Source organism: Nocardiopsis sp. NPDC050513, from assembly GCF_044457925.1.
GTDB lineage: Bacteria > Actinomycetota > Actinomycetes > Streptosporangiales > Streptosporangiaceae > Nocardiopsis.
On sequence record NZ_JBITHK010000002.1, the window covers coordinates 558,716 to 579,162 of the forward strand.

A 20,447-nucleotide genomic window follows, 5' to 3' on the forward strand; every position below is an offset into this window, starting at 1 on the left:
GCGTCCTCGCGAGGCGAGCTCCGTGAACAGCGCGGACACGGTCACGCGGTGAATCCGGAACCTGACGGCCCGCCGACTCGTCTCCCCGGGTGTGACGACTTCCGACACCACGCCCCCGGACTCCACCGCCGCCGAGGACCACCGCGACTCCCCCGACGCCCGCGCCACCGGTTCCGGACGCGGAGCGCTCCCCTGGCGCCGGATCCTCGGCGCCCTGGCCGCGGCCGCCGTCCTGGCGGGCTGCGCGCCGTTCGCGTGGTCGCTCGCGTCCACCGCCGACGACCGCCACACCGCCGCGACCGTGCCCGACCGCCCGGTGGCCCTGGTGCTCGGCGCGGGCGTGCGGCCGGACGGCATCCCGACCCTGCTGCTGGCCCGCCGCCTCGACACCGCCGCCGACCTCTACTTCGACGGCCGCGTACGGGCGATCCTGGTCAGCGGGGACAACAGCGTCGACCACTACAACGAACCCGACACCATGCGGGAGTACCTCATCGGCGCCGGGGTCCCCGAGAACCGCGTCGTCGCCGACTACGCGGGCTTCTCCACCTGGGACTCCTGCGCGCGCGCCCGTGAGGTGTTCGGGGTCGAGGAGGCCACCGTCGTCACCCAGGACTTCCACCTGCCGCGCGCCGTGGGGCTGTGCCGGACGGCGGGGATCGACGCGGTCGGCGTGGCCGACTCCAGTCTGCGGGAGCGCACCACCGCGACCGTCTACGGCTGGATCCGGGAGGTCCCGGCGACCGCGGCCGCCTTCCTCACGTCGGTGTTCCGCCCCGATCCCGTGTTCCTCGGCGAGTACGAGTCCGGGGTGGACGACGCCCTGGCCGCCTCCGAAGCGGACGACCAGGGCTGATCCGTCGCGGTTGGCTACCGGCCGCCGAACAGCCGTCCGAACAGGCCGCCGCGCTCGGTGTCGGGGCCCCGCGTCCCGGGCGACGGGGCCGCGGGGGCCTCCGGTTCCTCGGGCTCGGGCTCCGCGCCGACCAGCTCGCAGAACTCGGCGGGGTCCTCCGGCAGCGCCCACGCGCGCAGGGTGGCGGTGAACTCCTCGTCCTCCCAGGCCCCGGCGGGGAGTTCGGCGATCGCCCACAGGACCTTGAGCGTGTCCTCGCCGTACTCGGCGTGGGCGTGCTCCTCGGCGGTGAACCCCCGCGAGCGGGGGCCGAGGACCATCTCCAGCCCGACCCCGGTGACCAGGGCGCGCGAGGCGTCCTCGCCCTTGATCAGGCCCGGCAGCATGTCCAGGCGCAGGCGGCGGGCCCGCGCACCGGCGCGGCCGAGCGCCAGGAAGCCGAGGACCTGGGGGGAGCGCGTGCCGCAGTGCGGCCAGGACTCGTTGAACAGGCCCTCGTACCCCAGGCGGGTGCCGCCGCCGCGGCCGATGCGGCGCAGCCCCTCGCGCGGGGTGTTCTCGCCGTGGATGAGCACCATGGCCACGGAGGCGGCGAACGAGTTGTAGAGGTTCCCGCCGCCCATCTCGTGGGCGAGCGCGACGGTGGTGTCGACGTCCTCGGGGCTGGCCAGCAGCCCGAGGGCGAACAGTTCGGCGGGCAGCGGTTCCCCGCTGTCGTGTCCGCCGCTCATCACCTCGGTCAGGGACGCGGGAGCCTGGGGCGCGCCGCGCAGGTCCTTGGCGAGCAGGAACTGGGAGGCGCCGGTGATCTCGGCGGTGATCAGTTCGGCGTCGTCGTGGAGGAAGGCGAGCACGTAGCTCACCCACTCCCCGGCCCGGTCCAGCCCGCCCCGGTTGCCGCCGCCCCGCAGGAGGGCGACCAGGTCGGGCACGCGGGCGCGGATCGCTTCGTAGGTGTCGAGTTCGGCCTGGAGGAGGGCCGCCCCGTCCGGGGAGTCCATGACGGCCAGCCGGTGGAGCATGCGCGTGCGGTGCTGTTCGTCCGGGGCCTCCTCGGTCCAGGTCCGGTACTGCTCGCGCACCTTCTCGGCGTCGTTGGAGGCCGCCCAGGCCACCTCGTCCCGCCACTGCTGGAGGTCGCGCGGCTCGGGGAAGCGGTCCTCGGCGTTCCCGCTGACCAGTTCGAGGAGGAGGCTGAGCGGCCGCCAGCGGTCGGTGACCGGTGTGTCCGGGGAGCAGGCGATGTCGACGAGGACGTCGACGGCCCTGGGCGCGGCGAGGTGTCCCGGCGCGGGGAAGTGGATGATGTCGTGGAGTTCGGAGAGAGCGGCGTCGCTTCCGGCCAGCGTCTCCAGGAGTTCGGGAATCCGCTCGCCCCCCTCCGGGGCCAGTGCGGCCCAGTCCACGTCCCGCGCGCCGTCGTGTGTGCTGTTGGTCGCGTTCATCTGCATTCGTGGGTGTGGACCGCCCGTCCTTGGCGGGGAGGCAGCACCCACCTCCTTCCTTTCTGGAGACTACAAAGAAGCTGCTGGAGGGTGGGACACGGCGGGACGCGTCACGGCTGCGCGCGGGCGGGGGCGGGGCGCAGAGCGGCGTCGCGCAGTGCCTTGAACGCGGCGCCGACCTCCCGCGCGTAGCCGACGACGGTGGAGCGCTGCCGGGCGCCCAGGCTCGGGTCGCCGACGCCCACGGCGTCGATCCCGGCGGCCCGTGCGAGCGCGACGGTGCGCGGCAGGTGGAAGGACTGGGTGACCATGGTGGCCGCCTGGACCCCGAAGAGGTCGCGGACACGCACACAGGTGTCCCAGGTCCGGTAGCCGTAGCGGTCGGCCTCGATCCGCTCGGCGGGGACCCCGCGGGCGACGAGGTAGTCGGTCATCGTGTCGGTCTCGCGGCGGGAGACCTCGCGGTTGTCGCCCGAGACGATGATCCGGTCGACCCGGCCGTCCTCGAACAGGCGCGCCGCGACGTCGAGTCTGCGGGCGAGCAGGGGCGAGGGCCCGTCGTTCCACGCGGCGGCGCCCAGGACGACCGCGACCGGCCGGTGGGGCACGGTCTGGAGGGTTCTGCGCCGTCCCGCGCTGGCCAGGTACGTCCACGCGAACGGCGCGAGCGCCAGGAGGGGTACGCCGGCCCCGACCGCCACGATCCACACAGCCACCCGGCCGCCTTCCTCTTCCGACGCGCGTGCGCACCCCATCATGGCGTACCGGCGGAGCGCGGCGGCCGGGGCGGCCGGCCGGGCCGACCGGTGCGGCGGCGCGCCGGGCGCGGAACCGATCGAGGGCACCGACCGTCGGTCTGTCGTACCCCTCAGCGAGGATGGGCTCGCCCGGCCGCGCGCAGCGGTCGGCGCGGGACTCGCCGCCGGCACGAGGTTCCCGGGCTCGGCGCGCTTTGACGGCGCCCGGGACTGGGTACCGCTTCTCTAGGGTGGTTGAGGACTCTGCCGGGGTAGGACGGACCCCGGCAGAGTCCTGAACCACGCGCCGGCCGCGTGCTCCGTGCCGTACACGATCTCGCGCGAGGTCCCCGTCCGCACAGAGAGTGTCCGGATCCGGCCACATCGTCAGCGGCGCGGCCGCTTGCGTCGGCGCCTCCCGGGCCCCACGGGCCCCGGTCCCCCCTCCGGCTCCGGTGCGACCCGGGAGGCCGCGTGTCCCGGAGGGCCGGATGTCCTGGCGGTGACGTGATCGGGGGCCGGTCGGGGCTGTTCCGCCGCTCGCGCCGTCACTCCGCGTCCCCGGTTTCGGACGTTCCTCCCACACCGTCCCGTAACCCCGCACGCTCACCACCACCCTCGCTCGGAACAGCGCCGAGAACGCCAAGGAACCGAATTTCGGTCATGCATGTAATCGGCTTTCGGACACTGGCGCCGCGCGAAGAACCGCAGGTCACGGACCCCGACGGAACGGAGTCGGGAAACGGTGGTCGAACGCGTCGAACTGACTTCCGCAATCAACGGTGTGACCTGCGCGGACAGAGCGGTCTCCCTGCTCCTCGAACATGCCGAGAATCGCCTCGCGAGCGGCGTTTGCCGGAATTCCGGCGCGAGCATCACTTACGGAGAGCGACGGCCATCCGGCCGACGTCCCCCTACCGCCGCCATCCGTTCCGACCACCCCCGTACCACCCCAAGACACCTGGTCGACGACCGGAGGAAAACACGACGTGTCCGCCCTTGCGATCGCCCCGACGTTTCTCAGCGACTTCTCCCGCCTCACGCCCGACGTCCAGCTCCTCGCGCTGACCGCGATGCGTGCCTACCAGGCAGGCGACCACCCCGCGCTGGAGTCCGTCGAGGGCGCCGCCGACCCGGGTGTCCGGGTCGTCAGCATCGCCCCCGACTGGTCCGGCGTGGTCCTGCCCGACTCCGCCGCCGAGGAGCCCGCCCGCACCGACGGCCCCGAGGACGTCACCCCGCAGTACCGGCTCATCGCGGTGCGCCCCCACGACGAGGCCCTGCGCCTCGCCCGCGATCTGCGCCCGGGGAGCCCTACCGTCGCCGGTCCCGGCGGCGTCGACCCCACACCCACCGGTCCGCCCGAGCTGACCGGGGCCCTGCGCGCGCCCTTCGACCAGTGGCAGATCACGCTCCACCCCGACCAGCACGCGCTGGCCGAAGCGCACTTCAACGGGTCCACCCAGATCACCGGGGGTCCGGGCACCGGCAAGACGGTCCTCGCCCTGCACCGCGCCGCCCATCTGGCCCAGCGCGACGCCGCCGCGCGCCCCGACGACCCCCGTGAGTCGGTCCTGCTCACCACCTACAACCGCGCTCTCGCCCAGACCCTGTCCGAGCGGCTCGACCAGCTGCTCCCCGACCCCGACACGCGCGCCCGGGTCCGGGTGGCCACCATCGACAGCCTCGCCCGGTCCGTCGTCCAGGCGCACGCGAGCGTCGCGCCCCGCCTGATCGGCGAGGACGAGCTGGCACGGCGCTGGCGCGCGGTGGCGGTCGCCGACGGGCTCCCGTTCTCCGGCCGGTTCCTGGTCGACGAGTGGGAGCAGGTCATCCTCGCCCAGGACCTGGAGCTGCTCCCGCAGTACATCCGCTGCGAGCGCAGCGGACGGGTCCAGCACCTGGCGCCCGAGCACCGCCGTCAGGTGTGGGAGACCGTCCGCAGGTACGTCGGGGCGATGCGCGTCGAGGGACTGTGGTCGTACCCGCAGCTCGCGGCGGAGGCCGCGCGCGTGCTGGGGCGCAGCGGTCCGCTGTTCCGCCACGCCGTGGTCGACGAGGCCCAGGATCTGCACCCGGCCCAGTGGCGCATGCTGCGCGCCGCCGTTCCGGAGGGTCCGGACGACCTGTTCATCGTCGCCGACCCGCACCAGCGGGTGTCCGACAACCGGGTGTCGCTGGCCTCGCTCGGCATCAACGTGCGCGGGCGCGGGCACCGGCTGCGGGTCAGCTACCGGGTCACCCAGGAGATCCTGGACTGGACCATGCCCGTCCTGGGCCGCCGGGCCGCCCTCGGGATGGACGACGACGCCGACACCCTGGCGGGCTACCGCTCCCTCCTGCGCGGTCCGGCTCCGGTGGTGCGCGAGTGCGCCAACCGGGCCGAGGAGCTGTCCGCCCTGGGCGACTGGGTCCGGGTGTGGTTGGAGGCCGGGGTCAACCCGAGCGAGATCGCGGTGGCCGGGCGCAACCACTGGGTGGCGCGCGGGGTCGCCAAGGAGTTGGAGGCCCGCGGCGTGCGCACCGCACCGCTGGAGGGTCCCGGCGGGGGCGAGGCGGTGCGGGTGGGCACGATGCACCGGCTCAAGGGCCAGGAGTTCCGCTGCGTGGCGCTGGTCGGACTGGGCGACCACCTGCTCCCGCCCAAGGCCGCCATCGAGGCGGCCGACGGCGACCAGGTGGCGCTGGAGCACACCCTCCAGCGGGAGCGGACGCTCCTGTTCGTCGCCGCGACCCGGGCCAGGGACGCGCTGTACGTGTCGCACGTGGGACGGCCGAGCCGTCTGATCGCGGACTCGTGGTGACCGCCGCCCGGCCGTGAGACCGGTCGGCGGGTGCGCCCGCCGGCCGGTTCGTCGGCGTCTGGCGCCTCCGCACGGGCGTGCGCCGCCCTCAGGCCCCGCGGTACCGGCCGTCGAAGCCGGGGATGGACATGCTGTCGGTGCCGGCCATGGGGTCGGCCACGTCGACGTCGGTGACGACCATGTACGGCAGCAGCAGCGGGGGCGGGAAGTCGGGTGTGAAGGTGAGCGGGATGCCGAGGACGCGCACGTGCATGCGGGTGACGTGCATCTCCACGTCGCCGTCCATGATCAGGGTCGGCAGCCCGAGGCTCATCCTGGCCCCGGCGTCCTCGAACCACAGTTCCGCGCCGCGCAGGTCGGCTTCGCGCATGGTGAGGCGGAGGTAGCGGCGGGGACCGTCCTCGGTGGGGCACTCCACGACGCCGCCGAAGCCCGCGCCGCTCATCGTGAGCCGGTCCGCCGTCAGGCCGGAGGTGCGGACCGAGCCCCGGAAGCAGTCGTGGCCTCCGACGACCGCGACCTCCGGGAGCCGGCCCTCCGCGTCGGCGGCCTCGCAGGCACGGACGGCCGCCAGGAGTTCCTCCTCGGTTCCGGCCGTGCCCGTCCCGCCCGTCAGCAGGGGGCAGTCCGCTGGATCGGCGGCGCCCTCGTCGGCGCCCGTCCCGGCCGCGCCCTCCGCGTCGTCCCCGTCCCCCGGTGCGGCGGGGTCCTCGCGGTCACCGGGGTCCGTGGGCCCGCCGCCGGGGTCGCTCGGCCCGGCGGTCGGGTCCGGCGAGGGGCGGGGGTCGGCGCCGTCCGAGGGCGGGTCGAAGGGGTGCCCCTCCCCGTCCCCCGGCGGGAACAGCCAGTCCCAGGGCCAGTCGGCGGGCGCGTGGACGGCCTGGACGGTCAGGGCGAGGGCGAGCGGCAGCGCCACCGCGGCCATCGGCCGGGCGCGGCGGCGGGGAGCGCGCCGCCGCACCCGGCGGCACCACGCGAAGACGAGCGAGCCGCCGACGATCCCGAGCAGCATCCCGACGACGAACCCGCCGAAGTTGGACGTGACGAACGACGCCAGCGCCAACAGGAGCCCGACCAGACCGAAGAACGCGTGCTGGTCCGGCTGGAGCCAGGCGAGCACGCCGACCGCGATCAACAGGATCCCGATGAGCGTGCCCGACACTCCGGCGATCCCGGCGTAGACGATCAGGTCGATCGGCAGGATCAGGCTCTGCGCCGAGGGGGCGGCCAGGAGCTCGGCTCCGGATGCGGCGAGCAGCAGACCGCCCCAGAACGGCCGGGTCCGCCGCCAGGAGCGGAACCCGCCCCGGGCCGAGCGGAGGGCGTCGAGTGCGTGGGACATCGACTCAGAAGCACTCGTGGTCGCCCGGGCGCACCGCGAGGCGCAGACCGCTGAGCCGCAGGCTGCCGGAGGTGACCGCCCAGGTGGTCAGCTCCGCGTCCGAGACGGTGATCGTGTCGGCCTGGAGGCCGAAGCCGCCCGCCGGTCCCCGACCGCCCCCGGCCCTGTCCAGGGTGCTGGCGTCGCGGCCGATCTCGATCTCGCCGAACTCGGCGTCGCCGCTCAGCTGCTCCAGGTCGAGCACCAGGTCCGTGCCCTCGACCGGGTCCGCCTCACCAGCCGTGATCACCAGCGTGGCCTCGCCGATGCCCAGGTCCCACAGCGACGACATGCACAGGTTGTCGAGGGTGGCGGTGTCGACCGTGGACAGTCCGACCGGGCGGCCCGTGCCGTCGACGGACTCGGCCACGTCGCCGTACTGCGTGAAGCCCTGGCCGACGAGTCGGTCGGCGGACATCGTGAAGCTGTCGCCGGAGACGGCGAACGACGCGGCCAGCAACCCCTGCGTCGTCATGGCTCCGAGGACGGCGGCGGCCGTCAGCCCGGGGACGGCGATGAGCGCGAACCGCCGCCAGCGCGTACCGCCGACGCCCTCGTGGGGTTCGGGCGCGTCCTGGGACGTCTGGGCGGTCTCGTCGGAAGGCTCGGGCATCTGCGACCTCCAGGTTTCGCCACCCGCGGGGGCGAGGGGGAACGTGTGTTGCGCCGACGCGCGCCTCGCGTGTTACATGGAACACACCTACTCGGCGGTAGGGATGAACGTTACAATAGAAAATGTCACATTTCTAGATGGCATATTCCATGTCGTCGACCCGTATCCGGCGCACTACGGGATCGCGGCACCTGACCTGGAAAAGAGACCCCCGTGTCCGCAGAGCGCAACGCACCCCCGTCCGCCGCCTCCCCGGCGGAGCCCGCCGACCGGCACGACTACGACGTCGTCGTGGTCGGATCCGGCTTCGGCGGCTCGGTCAGCGCCCTCCGCCTCAGCGAGAAGGGGTACCGCGTCGGCGTCCTGGAGGCCGGACGCCGCTTCACCCCCGAAACCCTGCCCTCGTCCTCGTGGGACCTGCGCAACTTCCTCTGGGCGCCGCACCTGGGCATGTACGGCATCCAACGGATCCACCTCCTGCGCGACGTCGTGATCCTCGCCGGAGCCGGGGTCGGAGGCGGTTCGCTCAACTACGCGAACACGCTCTACCACCCCATGGACCCGTTCTTCGAGGACCCCCAGTGGCGGCACATCACCGACTGGAAGTCGGAGCTGGCCCCCTTCTACGACCAGGCCCGACGCATGCTCGGCGTGCGCACCAACCCGACCCTCACCCCCTCCGACGTCCACCTGAGAGCGGTCGCGGAGGACATGGGCGTGGGCCACACCTTCCGTCTGACCCCCGTCGGCGTGTGCTTCGGCGACGGCGAGGACGGCGAGGGGCACCGGGGCGCGCCCGGGGAGTCCGTCGGCGACCCCTACTTCGGCGGCGCGGGCCCCGAGCGGCGGGCCTGCCTGGAGTGCGGCGAATGCATGACCGGCTGCCGCCACGGCGCCAAGAACACGCTCACCGAGAACTACCTGTACTTCGCCGAGCGCGCGGGCGCCGACGTCCACCCGCTGACCACCGTCGAGCGCCTGCGCGAGCTCCCCGGCGGCGGTTTCGCGGTCGACACCGTGCGCACCGACGCCCCGCGGCGCAGGGAGAACGCCCGCACGTTCACGGCCGGTCAGGTCGTCGTGGCCGCCGGGACGTACAACACCCAGACCCTCCTGCACCGGATGCGCGACACCGGGCTGCTGCCCCGGCTGTCCCCCCGCCTCGGGACGCTCACCCGGACCAACTCCGAGGCGCTCGTGGGCGCGATGAGCCGCCACGTGCCGCCGCCCGAGGACCTGACCCGGGGCGTGGCGATCACCTCCTCCATCCATCCCGACGAGAACACCCACATCGAACCGGTCCGCTACGGCAAGGGCTCCAACGCGATGGGGCTGCTCACCACGATCCAGGTTCCGGGCGGCGGGAAGGCGCCGCGCTGGCTGCGCTTCCTGGGGCGGGCCGTGCGCCACCCGCGCGTCTTCGCGCGCAGCCTCTCCAACCGGCGCTGGTCGGAGCGGATCATCATCGGGCTGGTCATGCAGTCCCTGGACAACTCGCTGACCACGTCGGTGCGGCGCGGACCGTTCGGCGGCCGCAAGCGGCTGACGTCGCGCCAGGGCCACGGGGAGCCGAACCCGACCTGGATCCCCGAGGGCCAGGAGGCCGCGACGCGGCTCGCCGAGCGGATCGACGGCTACCCGGGCGGCACCGTCGGCGACGTGTTCGACATCCCGATGACCGCGCACTTCCTGGGCGGGTGCCCGATCGGCGACGGGCCGGACACCGGGGTGGTCGACCCCTACCACCGGCTGTACGGGCACCCGGGGATCCACGTGGTGGACGGCGCCGCGGTCACCGCCAACCTGGGCGTGAACCCGTCGCTGACGATCACCGCCCAGGCCGAGCGCGCGATGTCGCTGTGGCCGAACAAGGGCGAGGCGGACACCCGGCCCGAGCAGGGCGCGCCCTACCAGCGGCTGAAGCCGGTGTTCCCGCACTCCCCCGCCGTGCCCGCCGGAGCCTTCGCCGAGCTGCGCCACACCGCCCCGCTGCCGCTGTCGGTGGTCGGGGGCGAGGGGCAGGGGAAGGACGCGACCGCCCGAGCCGACACGGACTCCGCCGGGCGGGGCGGCTGACCGTCCCCGCGGCCCGGGACCGGTCCGCGCCCGGGTCAGGCGGGCCCCGTGGGGCCGTCCTCCTCGGGGTGGGAGCCCGACTCCCCGCGCAGGTGCTCCATCGCCACGGCGAAGTGCTCGCCCATCACGTCGTTGATGTGCTCCGCCATGGCCTGGGCCAGGACCGCGTCCACGGCCTGCTGCGCGAGCGGGCGGACGCGGCGGATCAGCTCGGCGATCTCGGCGACCTCCTCGCTGTTGGTCTGTATCACCGTCAGCGGCGCGTACGTCGCGAGGATGTGCTCGGCGACCACGCGGACCATGTGTTCGGCGACGTCGCCCACCTTGTCGCGCAGGTTCTCCGCGATGTCGAGGACCGCGTCCACGCTCATGCCCATGCGGACCAGCTCGGCCCCGGCGTGCAGCAGGCGGGGGCTGGGGACGCGGAAGCGCAGCCCGTCGCGCTCGATGAACCTCAGGTCGACGGCGCGTTTTATGGTTCTGGGCGTCACCTCCTTGCCGAAGAGGTCGCGCAGCTCGCCGATCGTGGCGTAGTCGGCGATCTCGTCGCTCCAGGCGTCCCCGATGGCCGACTCGAAGCCGAGGATGTCGGAGAGGTCGCCGCCGCGCTCCCACACCTGGAACATCTCGCCGATGTTGGCGAAGGTGTACCCGCGCCGCAGCAGCTGGCCGATCAACCGCAGACGCGCCAGATGCGCCTCCGAGTAGATGCCCACACGCCCCTGCTTGCGCGGCGGGGCGAGCAGCCCCCGGTCCTGGTAGACCCGGACGTTGCGCACAGTCGTGTCCGCGAGCCTGGCGAGTTCGTCAATGCGGTATTCGGCCATGGCACAAGCCTAGAGACCGCCGCACGCGCTGTCGGCCGGTTACCGAGGCGCGGGGCCTCCTGAGCGTCCCTTCACGCCTCGAAGCTACCCGCAAGTAGATTCTCCTCTCCACCTCATTGCATTGTGACAATGCTCGTTGTAACGTTCTGGCAATGACTGTGGAGGAGATCACATGAGGACCCCCCTGCCGCGCCGTCTGCGGCGGCTCCCCGGCCGGAACGCCATCGTCACCGGTGCGTCCGGCGCGTTCGGCAGCTCCACCGTGGCCGTCCTCCGGCACCTCGGGGCGAACGTCGTCGGCCTCGACCGCAAGCCCGCCCCCGGTGTCCTCGGCTGCGACGTCACCGACGACGCCCAGGTCCGCTCCAACGTCGCCGACGCCGTCGACCGGCTCGGCGGACGGCTCGACCTGCTCGTCCACTACGCGGGGATCGGCCCGGCGGTCGACATCGGCGCGGAACCCGACGTCCACGTCCACGAGGCGCTGGAGGTCAACCTCCTGGGCGCCTGGCGGGTCACCTCGGCCGCCGTGCCCGCACTGCTGGAGAGCCGGGGCCGGGTCGTGCTCACCTCGTCACTGCTGGCCAACCTCCCACTCCCCTTCGCCGGGGCGTACACCGTCTCCAAACGCGCCCTGGTCGCCTACGCCGACGGCCTGCGCGCCGAGTACGGCACCCACGTCGGGGTGACCACCGTCTACCCCGGCTACGCCGACACCCCCATCCACGAGAGTTCCCGGGCCACCGGGGTCGCCCTCGACGGCCTCGTGCCCGCCGAACGCGAACGGGACACCGTCATGGCGGTGGTCCGTGCCGCGGCGGCCCGCAGGGCGCCGCGCGACGTGGCCTCCACCGGCCCGGGCACGGTGGCGCTGCACCTGACACGGCACTTCCCCCGCACGACGGAGCGGATCGTGTCGCTCCAGGTGGGCCTGCTCCTCGCGGACGGCGCCTTCGGCGAAGCGGAGATCGCCCAGGGGCTCCACGCCCGACACGCCGACGTCGGCCTCCGGCCGCACGTTTCCCGAGGAGGGACGAGATGACCGTTCGGACCACCGCCAAACCCAAGCTCACCGACCGTGAGGACATCGCCGGGCGCCTGCTGCGCGGTTCGGCCAAGGCCTCCTTCGACCCCCTCGTCGAGATCGACTGGGACGCCCCCGTGGACCCCGGCATGTGGGCCCTGCGACCCGAGCGGATCTCCCTCTACGGCACCCGCCTGTGGGACCGGCTGAGCGAGGAGAAGCGCAAGGAGCTGAGCCGCCTGGAGGTCGCCTCGATCGCCACCGTCGGCATCTGGTTCGAGACCATCCTCATGCAGATGCTGGTGCGGCACGCCTACCGCAACGACCCCGCGACCAACCACGTCCAGTACGCCTACACCGAGATCGCCGACGAGTGCCGCCACACGATCATGTTCGCCAGGATGGTCGGCAAGCTCGGCTGGCACACGCACCGCCTCGACCCCGTCGCCTACCACCTGGGGCGGGTGTTCAAGGCAATCGCGCACGGACCGCTGATCTTCGCGGGCGCGCTGTTCGTCGAGGAGGTCCTCGACCAGATCCAGCGCGAGGCGGTGCCCGACGAGCGGATCCTGCCCCTGGTCCGCTCCGTCTCCCGCATCCACGTGGTGGAGGAGGCGCGGCACATGCGCTACGCCCGCGAGGAGTTCGCCCGCGACTGGGAGCGGCGCGGCGCCCTGAACAAGGCCTACAGCCGCCTCGTCCTCGGCCTGGTCACGTACTACTCGACCACCAGGCTGATCGACCCGAAGGTCTACGAGCGGGTCGGGCTGGACCCCAGGGAGGCCCGCCGGGTCGCCCGGGCCAACCCGCACTGGACCGACACGAAGACCTGGGCGGCCCGCAAGGTCGTCGGGACCCTGACCACCGCCGGCGCGATCTCCGGCCCGGGTAGGCACTTCTGGAGGAAGGCCGGACTGCTCGGCCGCTGAGGCCGGGCCCGTGAACGCCGTCGTCGGCGGGCGGAACGCGCCACGCCCGCCGACAACGGCTCCCCCCGGGGGGCCGCTCCCCCGACTCCCCCGGCCCCACGGGGCCGGTCCGGTCCGCACGAAGGGATCCCGCCTTGACCGAGGAACCACCGCACTTCAGGGTCGCCGTCATCGGGACCGGTTTCGCCGGGATCGGCATGGCCGTCCGGCTCCTCCAGGCCGGTCTGGAGGACTTCGTGGTCCTGGAACGCGCCGACGACGTGGGCGGCACGTGGCGGGACAACTCCTATCCCGGCGCCGCCTGCGACGTCCCCTCGCACCTGTACTCGTTCTCGTTCGCGCCCAACCCCGGGTGGAGCCGCTCGTTCTCCCCCCAGTCCGAGATCTGGGAGTACCTCAGGCGCGTCGCGGGCGAGTACGGCGTCGACCGCCGCGTCCGCCTCCGCCACGACGTGACCGCCGCGCGCTGGGAGCCCCGGCGCAACCGGTGGCGGATCCAGACCACCGGCGGCACGGTGACCGCCCAGTTCCTGGTCAGCGCGGCGGGGCCGCTCGCCGACCCGTCCTTCCCGGACATCAAGGGACGGGACGCGTTCGAGGGGACGATGTTCCACTCGGCCGCCTGGGACCACGGCCACGACCTGACGGGCCGCCGGGTGGCCGTGATCGGCACCGGGGCGTCGGCGGTCCAGTTCGTCCCCCGGATCCAGCCGAAGGTCGGATCGCTCAGCCTGTTCCAGCGCACCGCGCCCTGGGTGATGTTCCGCCACGACCGCGACATCACCAGGGTGGAGAGCTGGCTGTTCCGCAACCTTCCCCTCACCCAGCGGATCGCCCGCACGGGCATCTACTGGGGGCGGGAGAACTACGTGTTCGGCTTCGCCAAGAACCCGCGGCTGCTCTCCGTCGTCGAACGCCTCGGTCGGGCCAACATCGACCGCGGCGTCAAGGACCCCGAGCTGCGCGCCAAGCTCACCCCGGACTTCCGCGCGGGCTGCAAGCGCGTCCTCATGTCCAACGACTACTATCCGGCGCTCGCACAGCCCAACGTCGACGTCGTCACCGACGGCATCGTCGAGATCCGCCCGCACGCGGTCGTCACCCGCGACGCCTCGGGCCGCGAGGTCGAGCACGCCGTCGACACGGTCGTCCTCGGCACCGGCTTCCACGTGACCGACCCGCCGATCGCCCAGCGGATCCTCGACGCCGACGGGGTGTCCCTGGCCCGGCACTGGGGCCCCACGGCGCAGGCCTTCCGCGGCACCACGGTCGCCGGGTACCCCAACGCCTTCCTCCTCGCGGGACCCAACACCGGCCTGGGGCACTCCTCGCAGGTGTTCATGATCGAGGCGCAGATCCGGTACACGATGCAGGCGCTCAGGTACGCGTGCCGCAACCGGGTCGACCGCCTCGACGTCAGACCCGAGGCCCAGCGCGCCTACAACCGGATGGTCGCGGCGTCCATGGAGGGCACCGTGTGGGTGTCCGGGGGCTGCGACAGCTGGTACCTGAACGAGGAGGGCCGCAACACCACCCTGTGGCCCTCGTTCACCTGGAGCTACGCGCTGCGGACCCGCTGGTTCGACCCGCACGCCTACGACCTGCGCCCCCACCGCGCGGGGGCGGCGCGGTGAGCGGGTCCGACGGCGAGGAGGGGTACCGGGGGGCGGTGACCGTCGTCCTGCCCGACGGGGAGGTCGAGGCCGACGCCCACCTCGCGGGACGCTTCTCGCCCCTGACCGGCGACTACCGGTGGAAGGGGCGGCTCGCGGCCCACCCCTCCCTGAGCGCGGCCTTCGCCCGGGGCGTGCGCACCGTGCGGATCCGGACCCCCGGTGGCCACGAGGGCACCGGCGACCTGGACGGACCCGACCTCTGGGGAGGACACCCGGTCAGCGGAGCGGGTGCCCCGCCCTTCGCGGTCCCCCGAGTCACCCTCGACGACTGAGCGTTCCCCCGACCGAGAGGCACCCCCGATGGCAACCCGACACCTGGGCCCGGCCCGGGAACTCACCGTGCGTTCCGCCGACCGCACCCGGCTCCACGTCGAGGTGCGCGGCCCCGAGGACGGTCCGACCGTGGTCCTCGCCCACTGCTGGGCCACGTCCCTGGCCTCCTGGGGACCCGTCGTCCGGGCCCTGGAGCCGAGCCTGCGCGTGGTCCTGTACGACCAGCGCGGGCACGGGCGCAGCCAGACCCCGATCACGAGGGCCGGGTACGGCACGGACAAGCTCGCCGACGATCTGTGCGCCGTCCTGGAGGCGACCGTCCCCGACGGGCGGCGAGCCGTCATCGCCGGGCACAGCATCGGCGGGATGACCGTGATGGCGGCCGGGCCGCGCCCGGCGTTCGCCGACCGGGCCGCCGCCGTACTGCTGGCCAACACCGGCTGCACGCGGCTGGTGGAGAAGTCGACGGCCCTCCCCCTGCCCGGCGCGCTCGGGCGCCTCGGCGGGCAGGCGTTCCTGCGCGCCACGCTGCCGATGGGCCCGGCCAACCCGGTCTCCGCCGCCGCGCTGCGGTACCTGGTCCTGGGCAGGACGGCGGACCGGCGCGCCCGGCGGCTCACGACGCGCATGGTGCACGCGTGCGAGCCCGTGGCGCGCGGCCGTTGGGGAGCGGTGCTGGCGTCCCTGGAACTGGCCGGCCCGGCGGGTCGGATCACCGCCCCGACCGTGGTCGTCGCCGGCGCCGAGGACCGGTTCACGCCGCCCTGGCACGCGCACCACATCGCGTCGCTGCTCCCCCGGTGCGAGGGGGTGCGGGAGGTACCGGGGATCGGGCACATGGGGCCGTTGGAGGCACCCGGTGTGTTGGCCGAACTGCTGGAGAAGCTGGCCGCCGACCACCTGGGCGCGGCCCCGGCCGGCGCGTGAGCCCGGTCCCGGGGGAACGCGGGGTTCCTCCCGGGACCGCCGCCGCACCCGCTACCGCGCGAGGAAGGCGAGCAGGGCCTCGTTGACCTCCGCGGCGTGGGTCCAGAGCAGACCGTGCGGCGCCCCCTCGATCTCGACGTACTCCGCCGACGGCAGCAGTGCGGAGAACGGACGCCCGGTCGCCTCGACCGGCAGGATGCCGTCCGCCGTGCCGTGCACGATGAGCGCGGGAACGTCGACCTTGGGGATGTCCGCGCGGAAGTCGGTGAACCACGTCAGCGGAGCGGCGGCCGCGGCGACCGCGCCCGAGCCCGCCGCGACGTCCCAGCTGGCCTGGACGGCCTCCTGGCTGATCCGCGTGCCCAGGAACTCGTCCAGGTTGTAGAAGTTCTGGAAGAAGTCGCTGAAGTAGGCGTAGCGGTCGGCCTTGACCGTGGCGACGATGCCCTCGAAGAACTCGCGGGGCGCGGCGCCTCCCGGGTTGTCCTCGGTCTTGAGCAGGAACGGCTCCAGGGCGGCCAGGAAGACGGCCTTGGCGACCCGCCCGGATCCGTGGGTGCCCAGGTAGCGGGCGACCTCGCCGGTGCCCATCGAGAACCCGACGAGTACGGCGTCGGTGATGTCGAGGGTCTCCAGGACGGTCTTCAGGTCGGCGGCGAAGGTGTCGTAGTCGTAGCCCGTCGAGGGCTGGGAGGACTGCCCGAAGCCGCGCCGGTCGTAGGTGATGACCCGGTATCCGGCGTCCAGCAGGGCGGCGGTCTGCTTCTCCCACGAACGGCCGCTCAGGGGGTAGCCGTGGATGAGCACGACCGGCTGGCCGGCGCCCTGGTCCTCGTAGTGCAGCTCGATCGGGTCGCTGTTCTCGGTGCCGACGGTGATGCGCCCCATGACGGGCCCCTTCCTGTGCGAGAACGGTCGTTCTCAACTGAGCCATGAGCGAGAACGGTCGTTCTCACTTACGTGGCAGTGTAGAGAACGTTCGTTCTCATGGCAAGTAGACTGTGCGGCATGAACGACGAGGAGTACCGCCGACGGATCATCGACGCGGCCGACCGGCTCTACTACACGCGGGGCTTCTCAGCGGTGGGCATGGACCAGCTCAGGGACGCGGCCGGGGTGTCCCTGCGCCGCCTCTACCGGCTCTTCCCCTCCAAGGACGACATCGTCCTGGCGGTGCTGCGCGAACGGCGCCGCGTCTGGGCCCAGGGCCTCGGGGAACACGTGGACGCCGCGCCCACGGCCGGGGAGAAGCTGCTCGCGGTCTACGACTTCCTCGCCGACTGGTTCTGCGACGAGGACTTCCGGGGGTGCGGATTCATCAACGCCTTCGCCGAACTGGGGGCGGTCAACTCCGACGTCGCGGACATCGCGCGCGAGCACAAGACCGCCTTCCAGCGCTACCTGGGCGGACTCGTGGAGGGGATCGGCGCCGACCCCTCCCTCGCCGCACAGCTCGCGCTCCTGGCCGAGGGAGCGCAGACCACCGCGGCGATCACCGGTGACCCGGGGACGGCCGACCAGGCCCGCGCGGCAGCGCGGGTCCTCATCGACGCGGCGCTGGCACGCTCCGACCAGGACGCGGGCGCCGCACGGGACGGCACGGCGGTCGAGGTCTGAACGGTCCCGCGCGTGCGTCAGGCAGGATCCCTGGTCAGCGTCGGCACGACGTGCTCCGACACCTCGGAGTGCACCTGGTGCAGCCGCGTCTGCACGGCCCTGCGCAGCTTCGCCAGGCACTCGACCAGCGTGATGTCGTCGCCGACCAGACCCCCCTTGGCCACCACCGGCGTACCGTCCAGCGGCCCGCCGCTCAGATGCCCGTGCACGGCGAGCGGCACGACCTCGCCGCCGACGTCCACCGCGTGCACGTCCAGTTCGTCCAGGAGGCTCGCGGTGAGGTCTCCCCCGGTCAGGTACAACCCGCTCGGCAGAGCCTGGGGCCCGGTCGTGTCCGCGATGTCGTTGATGACGTCCGCCACCAGGCGCGCGATCCGCCCGGGCAGCTCCGCCCTGGCCTGGACCGGCAGCTCCCGCACGTGCTCGGCGGTGGTCACCACGCGTACCACGCACAGCTCCGGGAAGCCCGTCGACGTCAACTGCTCGGTCAGGTCCTCGGCGACCTTGTCCGCGTGGTCGCCGTCCGGGTCGCTGAGCGCCACCGCGTCGACATCGACGAACCGCACCGCACCCGTGCGCGCCACCGTCGCCAACTGGCGGCGCGTCAGGTCGGTCGTACTGCCCGCGACCCCGAGCAGCGCGCCGCGCGAACCGGCCTGGCCGCGCAGGCGCAGGGCGTAGGCGAGCAGAGCCCCCGTGGGCCCCGGGTCGACCGACACCCACACGACCCCCGCCTCGTGGTGCGCCTCGGCCGCCGCCTCCGCGATGTCGTTCAGGTGCTGCTCCGAGCTCGCGTCGCACACCACCACGGGTTCGTCGCCCGCGAGCAGCTCCGCGGTGAGCATCTTCTGCGTGATCTGCCGGACGGGCACGTGCCGCACCGGCAGGTCGGTCTGCGCGGCGAGGATGTCCGCCACCACACTGGTGGTCATCGGGTTCAGGGGATCGAGCGCCAGGTCGGTGCGCTCCAGCGGCTGCCCGTTGAGCAGCTGCACGCCGTCCTCCGTGATCCGCCCGGAGCCGGGGAAGGCCGGGGTGAACAAGACCCTGACCCGTGTCCCCGACGGCACCCGCTCGCGCACGGCGTCGTAGGTGGCCTCCAGCTCGGCCCCGACGTTCCCCCGCAGCGTGCTGTCGGTCCGTTTGACCACCAGACCCACCGGCCACACCGCCTCGACCACGTCGGTCACCAGGTCGGCCGCCTGCTCGGGGGGCACGTGGCGGCTGTCCAGGTTGGCCACGACGACGTCGTAGTCGGCCTCCACCCGGCTCACGTGCTCAGGGGTCACCGTGGCCACGCGCATGCCGGTGCGCGCGAACCGGGCACCGGTGGCGTTGGCTCCGGTGAGGTCGTCCGCCACGACGAGGACCTGGGCCACGGCACTGCTCCTTCGGACGAAACGCTGGAGTAACCTCCCTCCAACATAGAGCCAAAGGCCGGTGCACGGGGCCCGCCTCGGGCGTCGCGTCCGTGCCGTCCCGGATTCCTGCAACCAACCGGTTGGCCTAATCTGTCACCATGCGCAACGCCACCCGCACCGAGACCACCCGTGCCCTCCTGCTGCAGGCCGCCAGGCACGAGTTCGCCGAGCACGGCATCGCCGGGGCGCGCGTGGACCGGATCGCCGAGCGCGCCGGGGTCAACAAGCAGCGCATCTACGCGCACTTCGGCGACAAGGAACAGCTCTTCCGCTACGTCGTCGTCCAGGCCCTCAACGAACTCTCCCAGGCCGTCACGGTCACCGACGACCACGACCCCGCCGCCTACGTCGCCCGCTGCTTCGACTACCACCGCGAGCACCCCGACCTGCTTCGGCTGCTGCTGTGGGAGTCCCTGCACTACGGCAACGCCCGCCTGCCCGCCGAGGAGGAGCGCGCCGAACTCTACGACGCCAAGGTCGCCTCCCTCTCCGACGCCCTCGGCGACACCGCCCCGGTGCCCGACTCCCGGCAGCTGCTCCTCACCCTGATCGGCCTGGCGGTCTGGCCCCAGATCACCCCGCAGATCGCCCGCCTGGTCCTGGGCCCCGACGCCGCCACGGACACCGAGCAGGAACGCCTGCGCGCGTTCCTCGTCGACTTCACCCGCACGGCCCTGGGCCACCCGCCGGCCGTCGCCGGGTGCCCCTCGGCCACCGACTCCTGACGCCGGCTCAGCCCCTGCGCAGCGGAACCACCGCGCCCGTTCCGGCGCTGCGCCGGGCGGCCTCGATGATCTCCAGCCCGTGGATCACCTCGTGCGGATCGACCGGCAGCGGTTCACCCTCGCCGACCGCGTCCCGCACCGCCGCGTAGAACTCCGGATAGGCTCCGCGCGCGCTGGGGACCCGGCGGACGTCGCCGTCCGCCCCGAGCGTCCCCCACGCCTCCTCCGGCACCACGCCCCAGTCCCGCGCGTCCGGCCGCTCGCCCGCTCCCAACCGGTCCTCCTGACCGTCCAGACCGTGGCTGGTGTAGGCCGCCGCGTCCCCCAGCACCCGGAACCGCGGTCCGTTCTGGGCCGAGAGCGCGCTCATCCACAGGTGCGACCGCGTCCCCCGCTCGTGCGTCAGCGCGAGGAACACGTCGTCGTCCGCCCGCACCCCGGGGCGCAGCGCGTCCACCTCGGCGTAGACGGAGACCACCGGGCCGAACAGGTTGACCGCCTGGTCGATCAGGTGCGGCCCCAGGTCGTACAGGACCCCCGCCCCGTCGGCCGCCGATCCGCTGTCGCGCCACGTCCCCTTGGCCTCCGGACGCCAGCGCTCGAACCGCGACTCGAAGCGGTGCACCCGCCCCAACGCGCCCTCCTCCACCAGCCGCCACAGCGTCAGGTAGTCCGCGTCCCAGCGCCGGTTCTGGTACACGGTGAGCACCCGCTCCAACCGCTCCGCGGTCTCGGTGAGCTCCCGCGCCTCGTCCGCGGTGAGTGCGAACGGCTTGTCCACGACCACCGACAGCCCCGCCTCCAGTGCGGCCCTCGCGAGCGGCGCGTGCGTGTGGTTGGGGGTGGTCACGACCGCGATCTCGTACCGGCCGGCGTCGGCCCACAGGTCGGCCGGCGTCGGGTAGACGGTGACGCCGGGATAGCGCGCCTCGGCCGCCGCCCGCCGCCCGGGGTCGCTCGTGACCACGGCGGACAGCCGCAGGCCCGGCACGGCGTCGATGATCGGGGCGTGGAAGACCTCGCCGCCCTTCCCGTAGCCGACCAGCGCGACGTGCAGCTCGGGTCCGGCGTGGGGGCCCGGCTCAGCATGGTGGGGTGCGTCAGACATGCGCCCAA

The 20,447-nt window shown here is 73.3% G+C and carries 18 protein-coding genes; 10 read left to right on the forward strand and 8 right to left on the reverse strand.

What is annotated here, in order from left to right; all coding sequences use genetic code 11:
- Nucleotides 1-91 precede the first annotated feature (91 nt).
- A complete protein-coding gene (locus tag ACIBFB_RS04995; protein ID WP_397226312.1) occupies nt 92-856 on the forward strand; it encodes a vancomycin high temperature exclusion protein in 765 nt (254 codons plus the stop codon).
- A 14-nt stretch (nt 857-870) separates the two neighbouring features.
- Here ACIBFB_RS04995 and ACIBFB_RS05000 read toward each other — a convergent pair whose 3' ends face one another.
- Nucleotides 871-2,301 carry a hypothetical protein gene (locus tag ACIBFB_RS05000; RefSeq protein ID WP_397226441.1) on the reverse strand — a complete coding sequence of 477 codons (1,431 nt, stop codon included), beginning with the start codon at nt 2,299-2,301 and terminating at the stop codon, nt 871-873.
- 110 nt (nt 2,302-2,411) lie between these two features.
- Entirely contained in the window at nt 2,412-3,017 is a 606-nt protein-coding gene (locus tag ACIBFB_RS05005; protein ID WP_397226314.1) for a vancomycin high temperature exclusion protein, read from the reverse strand.
- Between the two features lie 1,010 nt (nt 3,018-4,027).
- Between ACIBFB_RS05005 and ACIBFB_RS05010 the strand changes: the two genes are divergently transcribed.
- Nucleotides 4,028-5,842 (forward strand): UvrD-helicase domain-containing protein, encoded by a 1,815-nt coding sequence (locus ACIBFB_RS05010; protein WP_397226316.1) that lies wholly within the window; start codon nt 4,028-4,030, stop codon nt 5,840-5,842.
- A gap of 88 nt (nt 5,843-5,930) precedes the next feature.
- Here the strand turns inward: ACIBFB_RS05010 and ACIBFB_RS05015 are convergent, their stop codons facing one another.
- Together ACIBFB_RS05015 and ACIBFB_RS05020 are read right to left on the reverse strand one after the other, a co-directional pair.
- On the reverse strand, nt 5,931-7,184 hold the full coding sequence (locus tag ACIBFB_RS05015; RefSeq protein ID WP_397226318.1) for a DUF6114 domain-containing protein: 1,254 nt from the start codon (nt 7,182-7,184) through the stop codon (nt 5,931-5,933).
- 4 nt (nt 7,185-7,188) lie between these two features.
- A complete protein-coding gene (locus ACIBFB_RS05020) occupies nt 7,189-7,836 on the reverse strand; it encodes a DUF6230 family protein (protein WP_397226320.1) in 648 nt (215 codons plus the stop codon).
- 213 nt (nt 7,837-8,049) lie between these two features.
- Here ACIBFB_RS05020 and ACIBFB_RS05025 point away from each other — a divergent pair, with 213 nt between their 5' ends.
- Nucleotides 8,050-9,912, forward strand: coding sequence for a GMC oxidoreductase (locus ACIBFB_RS05025; protein ID WP_397226322.1), 1,863 nt, complete (start codon nt 8,050-8,052; stop codon nt 9,910-9,912).
- A 35-nt stretch (nt 9,913-9,947) separates the two neighbouring features.
- On the opposite strand, the gene ACIBFB_RS05030 is transcribed toward ACIBFB_RS05025, so the two are convergent.
- Nucleotides 9,948-10,739: a MerR family transcriptional regulator gene (locus ACIBFB_RS05030; RefSeq protein ID WP_397226324.1), complete on the reverse strand. Its 792-nt coding sequence runs from the start codon at nt 10,737-10,739 to the stop codon at nt 9,948-9,950.
- A 172-nt stretch (nt 10,740-10,911) separates the two neighbouring features.
- On the opposite strand from ACIBFB_RS05030, the gene ACIBFB_RS05035 reads away from it, so the two are divergent.
- The 5 genes from ACIBFB_RS05035 (at nt 10,912) to ACIBFB_RS05055 (ending at nt 15,568) form a co-directional block, all read left to right on the forward strand.
- Nucleotides 10,912-11,781, forward strand: a complete 870-nt coding sequence (locus tag ACIBFB_RS05035) for an SDR family NAD(P)-dependent oxidoreductase (RefSeq protein WP_397226326.1) — start codon at nt 10,912-10,914, stop codon at nt 11,779-11,781.
- On the forward strand, nt 11,778-12,692 hold the full coding sequence (locus ACIBFB_RS05040) for a diiron oxygenase (protein ID WP_397226328.1): 915 nt from the start codon (nt 11,778-11,780) through the stop codon (nt 12,690-12,692). Before ACIBFB_RS05035 ends, ACIBFB_RS05040 begins: the two co-directional genes overlap by 4 nt.
- Before the next feature lie 134 nt (nt 12,693-12,826).
- Nucleotides 12,827-14,326, forward strand: coding sequence for a flavin-containing monooxygenase (locus tag ACIBFB_RS05045; protein ID WP_397226330.1), 1,500 nt, complete (start codon nt 12,827-12,829; stop codon nt 14,324-14,326).
- Nucleotides 14,323-14,640: a DUF4873 domain-containing protein gene (locus ACIBFB_RS05050; protein WP_397226332.1), complete on the forward strand. Its 318-nt coding sequence runs from the start codon at nt 14,323-14,325 to the stop codon at nt 14,638-14,640. Before ACIBFB_RS05045 ends, ACIBFB_RS05050 begins: the two co-directional genes overlap by 4 nt.
- Before the next feature lie 28 nt (nt 14,641-14,668).
- Nucleotides 14,669-15,568 carry an alpha/beta fold hydrolase gene (locus tag ACIBFB_RS05055; RefSeq protein ID WP_397226334.1) on the forward strand — a complete coding sequence of 300 codons (900 nt, stop codon included), beginning with the start codon at nt 14,669-14,671 and terminating at the stop codon, nt 15,566-15,568.
- Between the two features lie 51 nt (nt 15,569-15,619).
- Here the strand turns inward: ACIBFB_RS05055 and ACIBFB_RS05060 are convergent, their stop codons facing one another.
- Complete coding sequence (locus ACIBFB_RS05060) at nt 15,620-16,456, reverse strand: alpha/beta fold hydrolase (protein WP_397226336.1); 837 nt, start codon at nt 16,454-16,456, stop codon at nt 15,620-15,622.
- 120 nt (nt 16,457-16,576) lie between these two features.
- Between ACIBFB_RS05060 and ACIBFB_RS05065 the strand changes: the two genes are divergently transcribed.
- Nucleotides 16,577-17,185 (forward strand): TetR/AcrR family transcriptional regulator, encoded by a 609-nt coding sequence (locus ACIBFB_RS05065; protein WP_397226338.1) that lies wholly within the window; start codon nt 16,577-16,579, stop codon nt 17,183-17,185.
- Between the two features lie 17 nt (nt 17,186-17,202).
- On the opposite strand, the gene ACIBFB_RS05070 is transcribed toward ACIBFB_RS05065, so the two are convergent.
- Nucleotides 17,203-18,564: a four-carbon acid sugar kinase family protein gene (locus ACIBFB_RS05070; protein ID WP_397226340.1), complete on the reverse strand. Its 1,362-nt coding sequence runs from the start codon at nt 18,562-18,564 to the stop codon at nt 17,203-17,205.
- Nucleotides 18,565-18,704: 140 nt separating this feature from the next.
- Between ACIBFB_RS05070 and ACIBFB_RS05075 the strand changes: the two genes are divergently transcribed.
- On the forward strand, nt 18,705-19,331 hold the full coding sequence (locus ACIBFB_RS05075; protein WP_397226342.1) for a TetR/AcrR family transcriptional regulator: 627 nt from the start codon (nt 18,705-18,707) through the stop codon (nt 19,329-19,331).
- 7 nt (nt 19,332-19,338) lie between these two features.
- On the opposite strand, the gene ACIBFB_RS05080 is transcribed toward ACIBFB_RS05075, so the two are convergent.
- The gene (locus ACIBFB_RS05080; RefSeq protein WP_397226344.1) at nt 19,339-20,439 is read right to left on the reverse strand and encodes a Gfo/Idh/MocA family oxidoreductase; all 1,101 of its coding nucleotides are present in this window, start codon (nt 20,437-20,439) and stop codon (nt 19,339-19,341) included.
- Between the last annotated feature and the right edge of the window lie 8 nt (nt 20,440-20,447).

Excerpts from the sequence above, each read along its gene's own strand:
- ACIBFB_RS05000 (WP_397226441.1), bottom strand. The coding sequence starts at position 2,301 with ATGAACGCGACCAACAGCACACACGACGGCGCGCGGGACGTGGACTGG.
- ACIBFB_RS05015 (WP_397226318.1), bottom strand. The coding sequence starts at position 7,184 with ATGTCCCACGCACTCGACGCCCTCCGCTCGGCCCGGGGCGGGTTCCGC.
- ACIBFB_RS05020 (WP_397226320.1), bottom strand. The coding sequence starts at position 7,836 with ATGCCCGAGCCTTCCGACGAGACCGCCCAGACGTCCCAGGACGCGCCC.
- ACIBFB_RS05030 (WP_397226324.1), bottom strand. The coding sequence starts at position 10,739 with ATGGCCGAATACCGCATTGACGAACTCGCCAGGCTCGCGGACACGACT.
- ACIBFB_RS05035 (WP_397226326.1), top strand. The coding sequence starts at position 10,912 with ATGAGGACCCCCCTGCCGCGCCGTCTGCGGCGGCTCCCCGGCCGGAAC.
- ACIBFB_RS05040 (WP_397226328.1), top strand. The coding sequence starts at position 11,778 with ATGACCGTTCGGACCACCGCCAAACCCAAGCTCACCGACCGTGAGGAC.
- ACIBFB_RS05055 (WP_397226334.1), top strand. The coding sequence starts at position 14,669 with ATGGCAACCCGACACCTGGGCCCGGCCCGGGAACTCACCGTGCGTTCC.
- ACIBFB_RS05060 (WP_397226336.1), bottom strand. The coding sequence starts at position 16,456 with ATGGGGCGCATCACCGTCGGCACCGAGAACAGCGACCCGATCGAGCTG.
- ACIBFB_RS05065 (WP_397226338.1), top strand. The coding sequence starts at position 16,577 with ATGAACGACGAGGAGTACCGCCGACGGATCATCGACGCGGCCGACCGG.
- ACIBFB_RS05075 (WP_397226342.1), top strand. The coding sequence starts at position 18,705 with ATGCGCAACGCCACCCGCACCGAGACCACCCGTGCCCTCCTGCTGCAG.
- ACIBFB_RS05080 (WP_397226344.1), bottom strand. The coding sequence starts at position 20,439 with ATGTCTGACGCACCCCACCATGCTGAGCCGGGCCCCCACGCCGGACCC.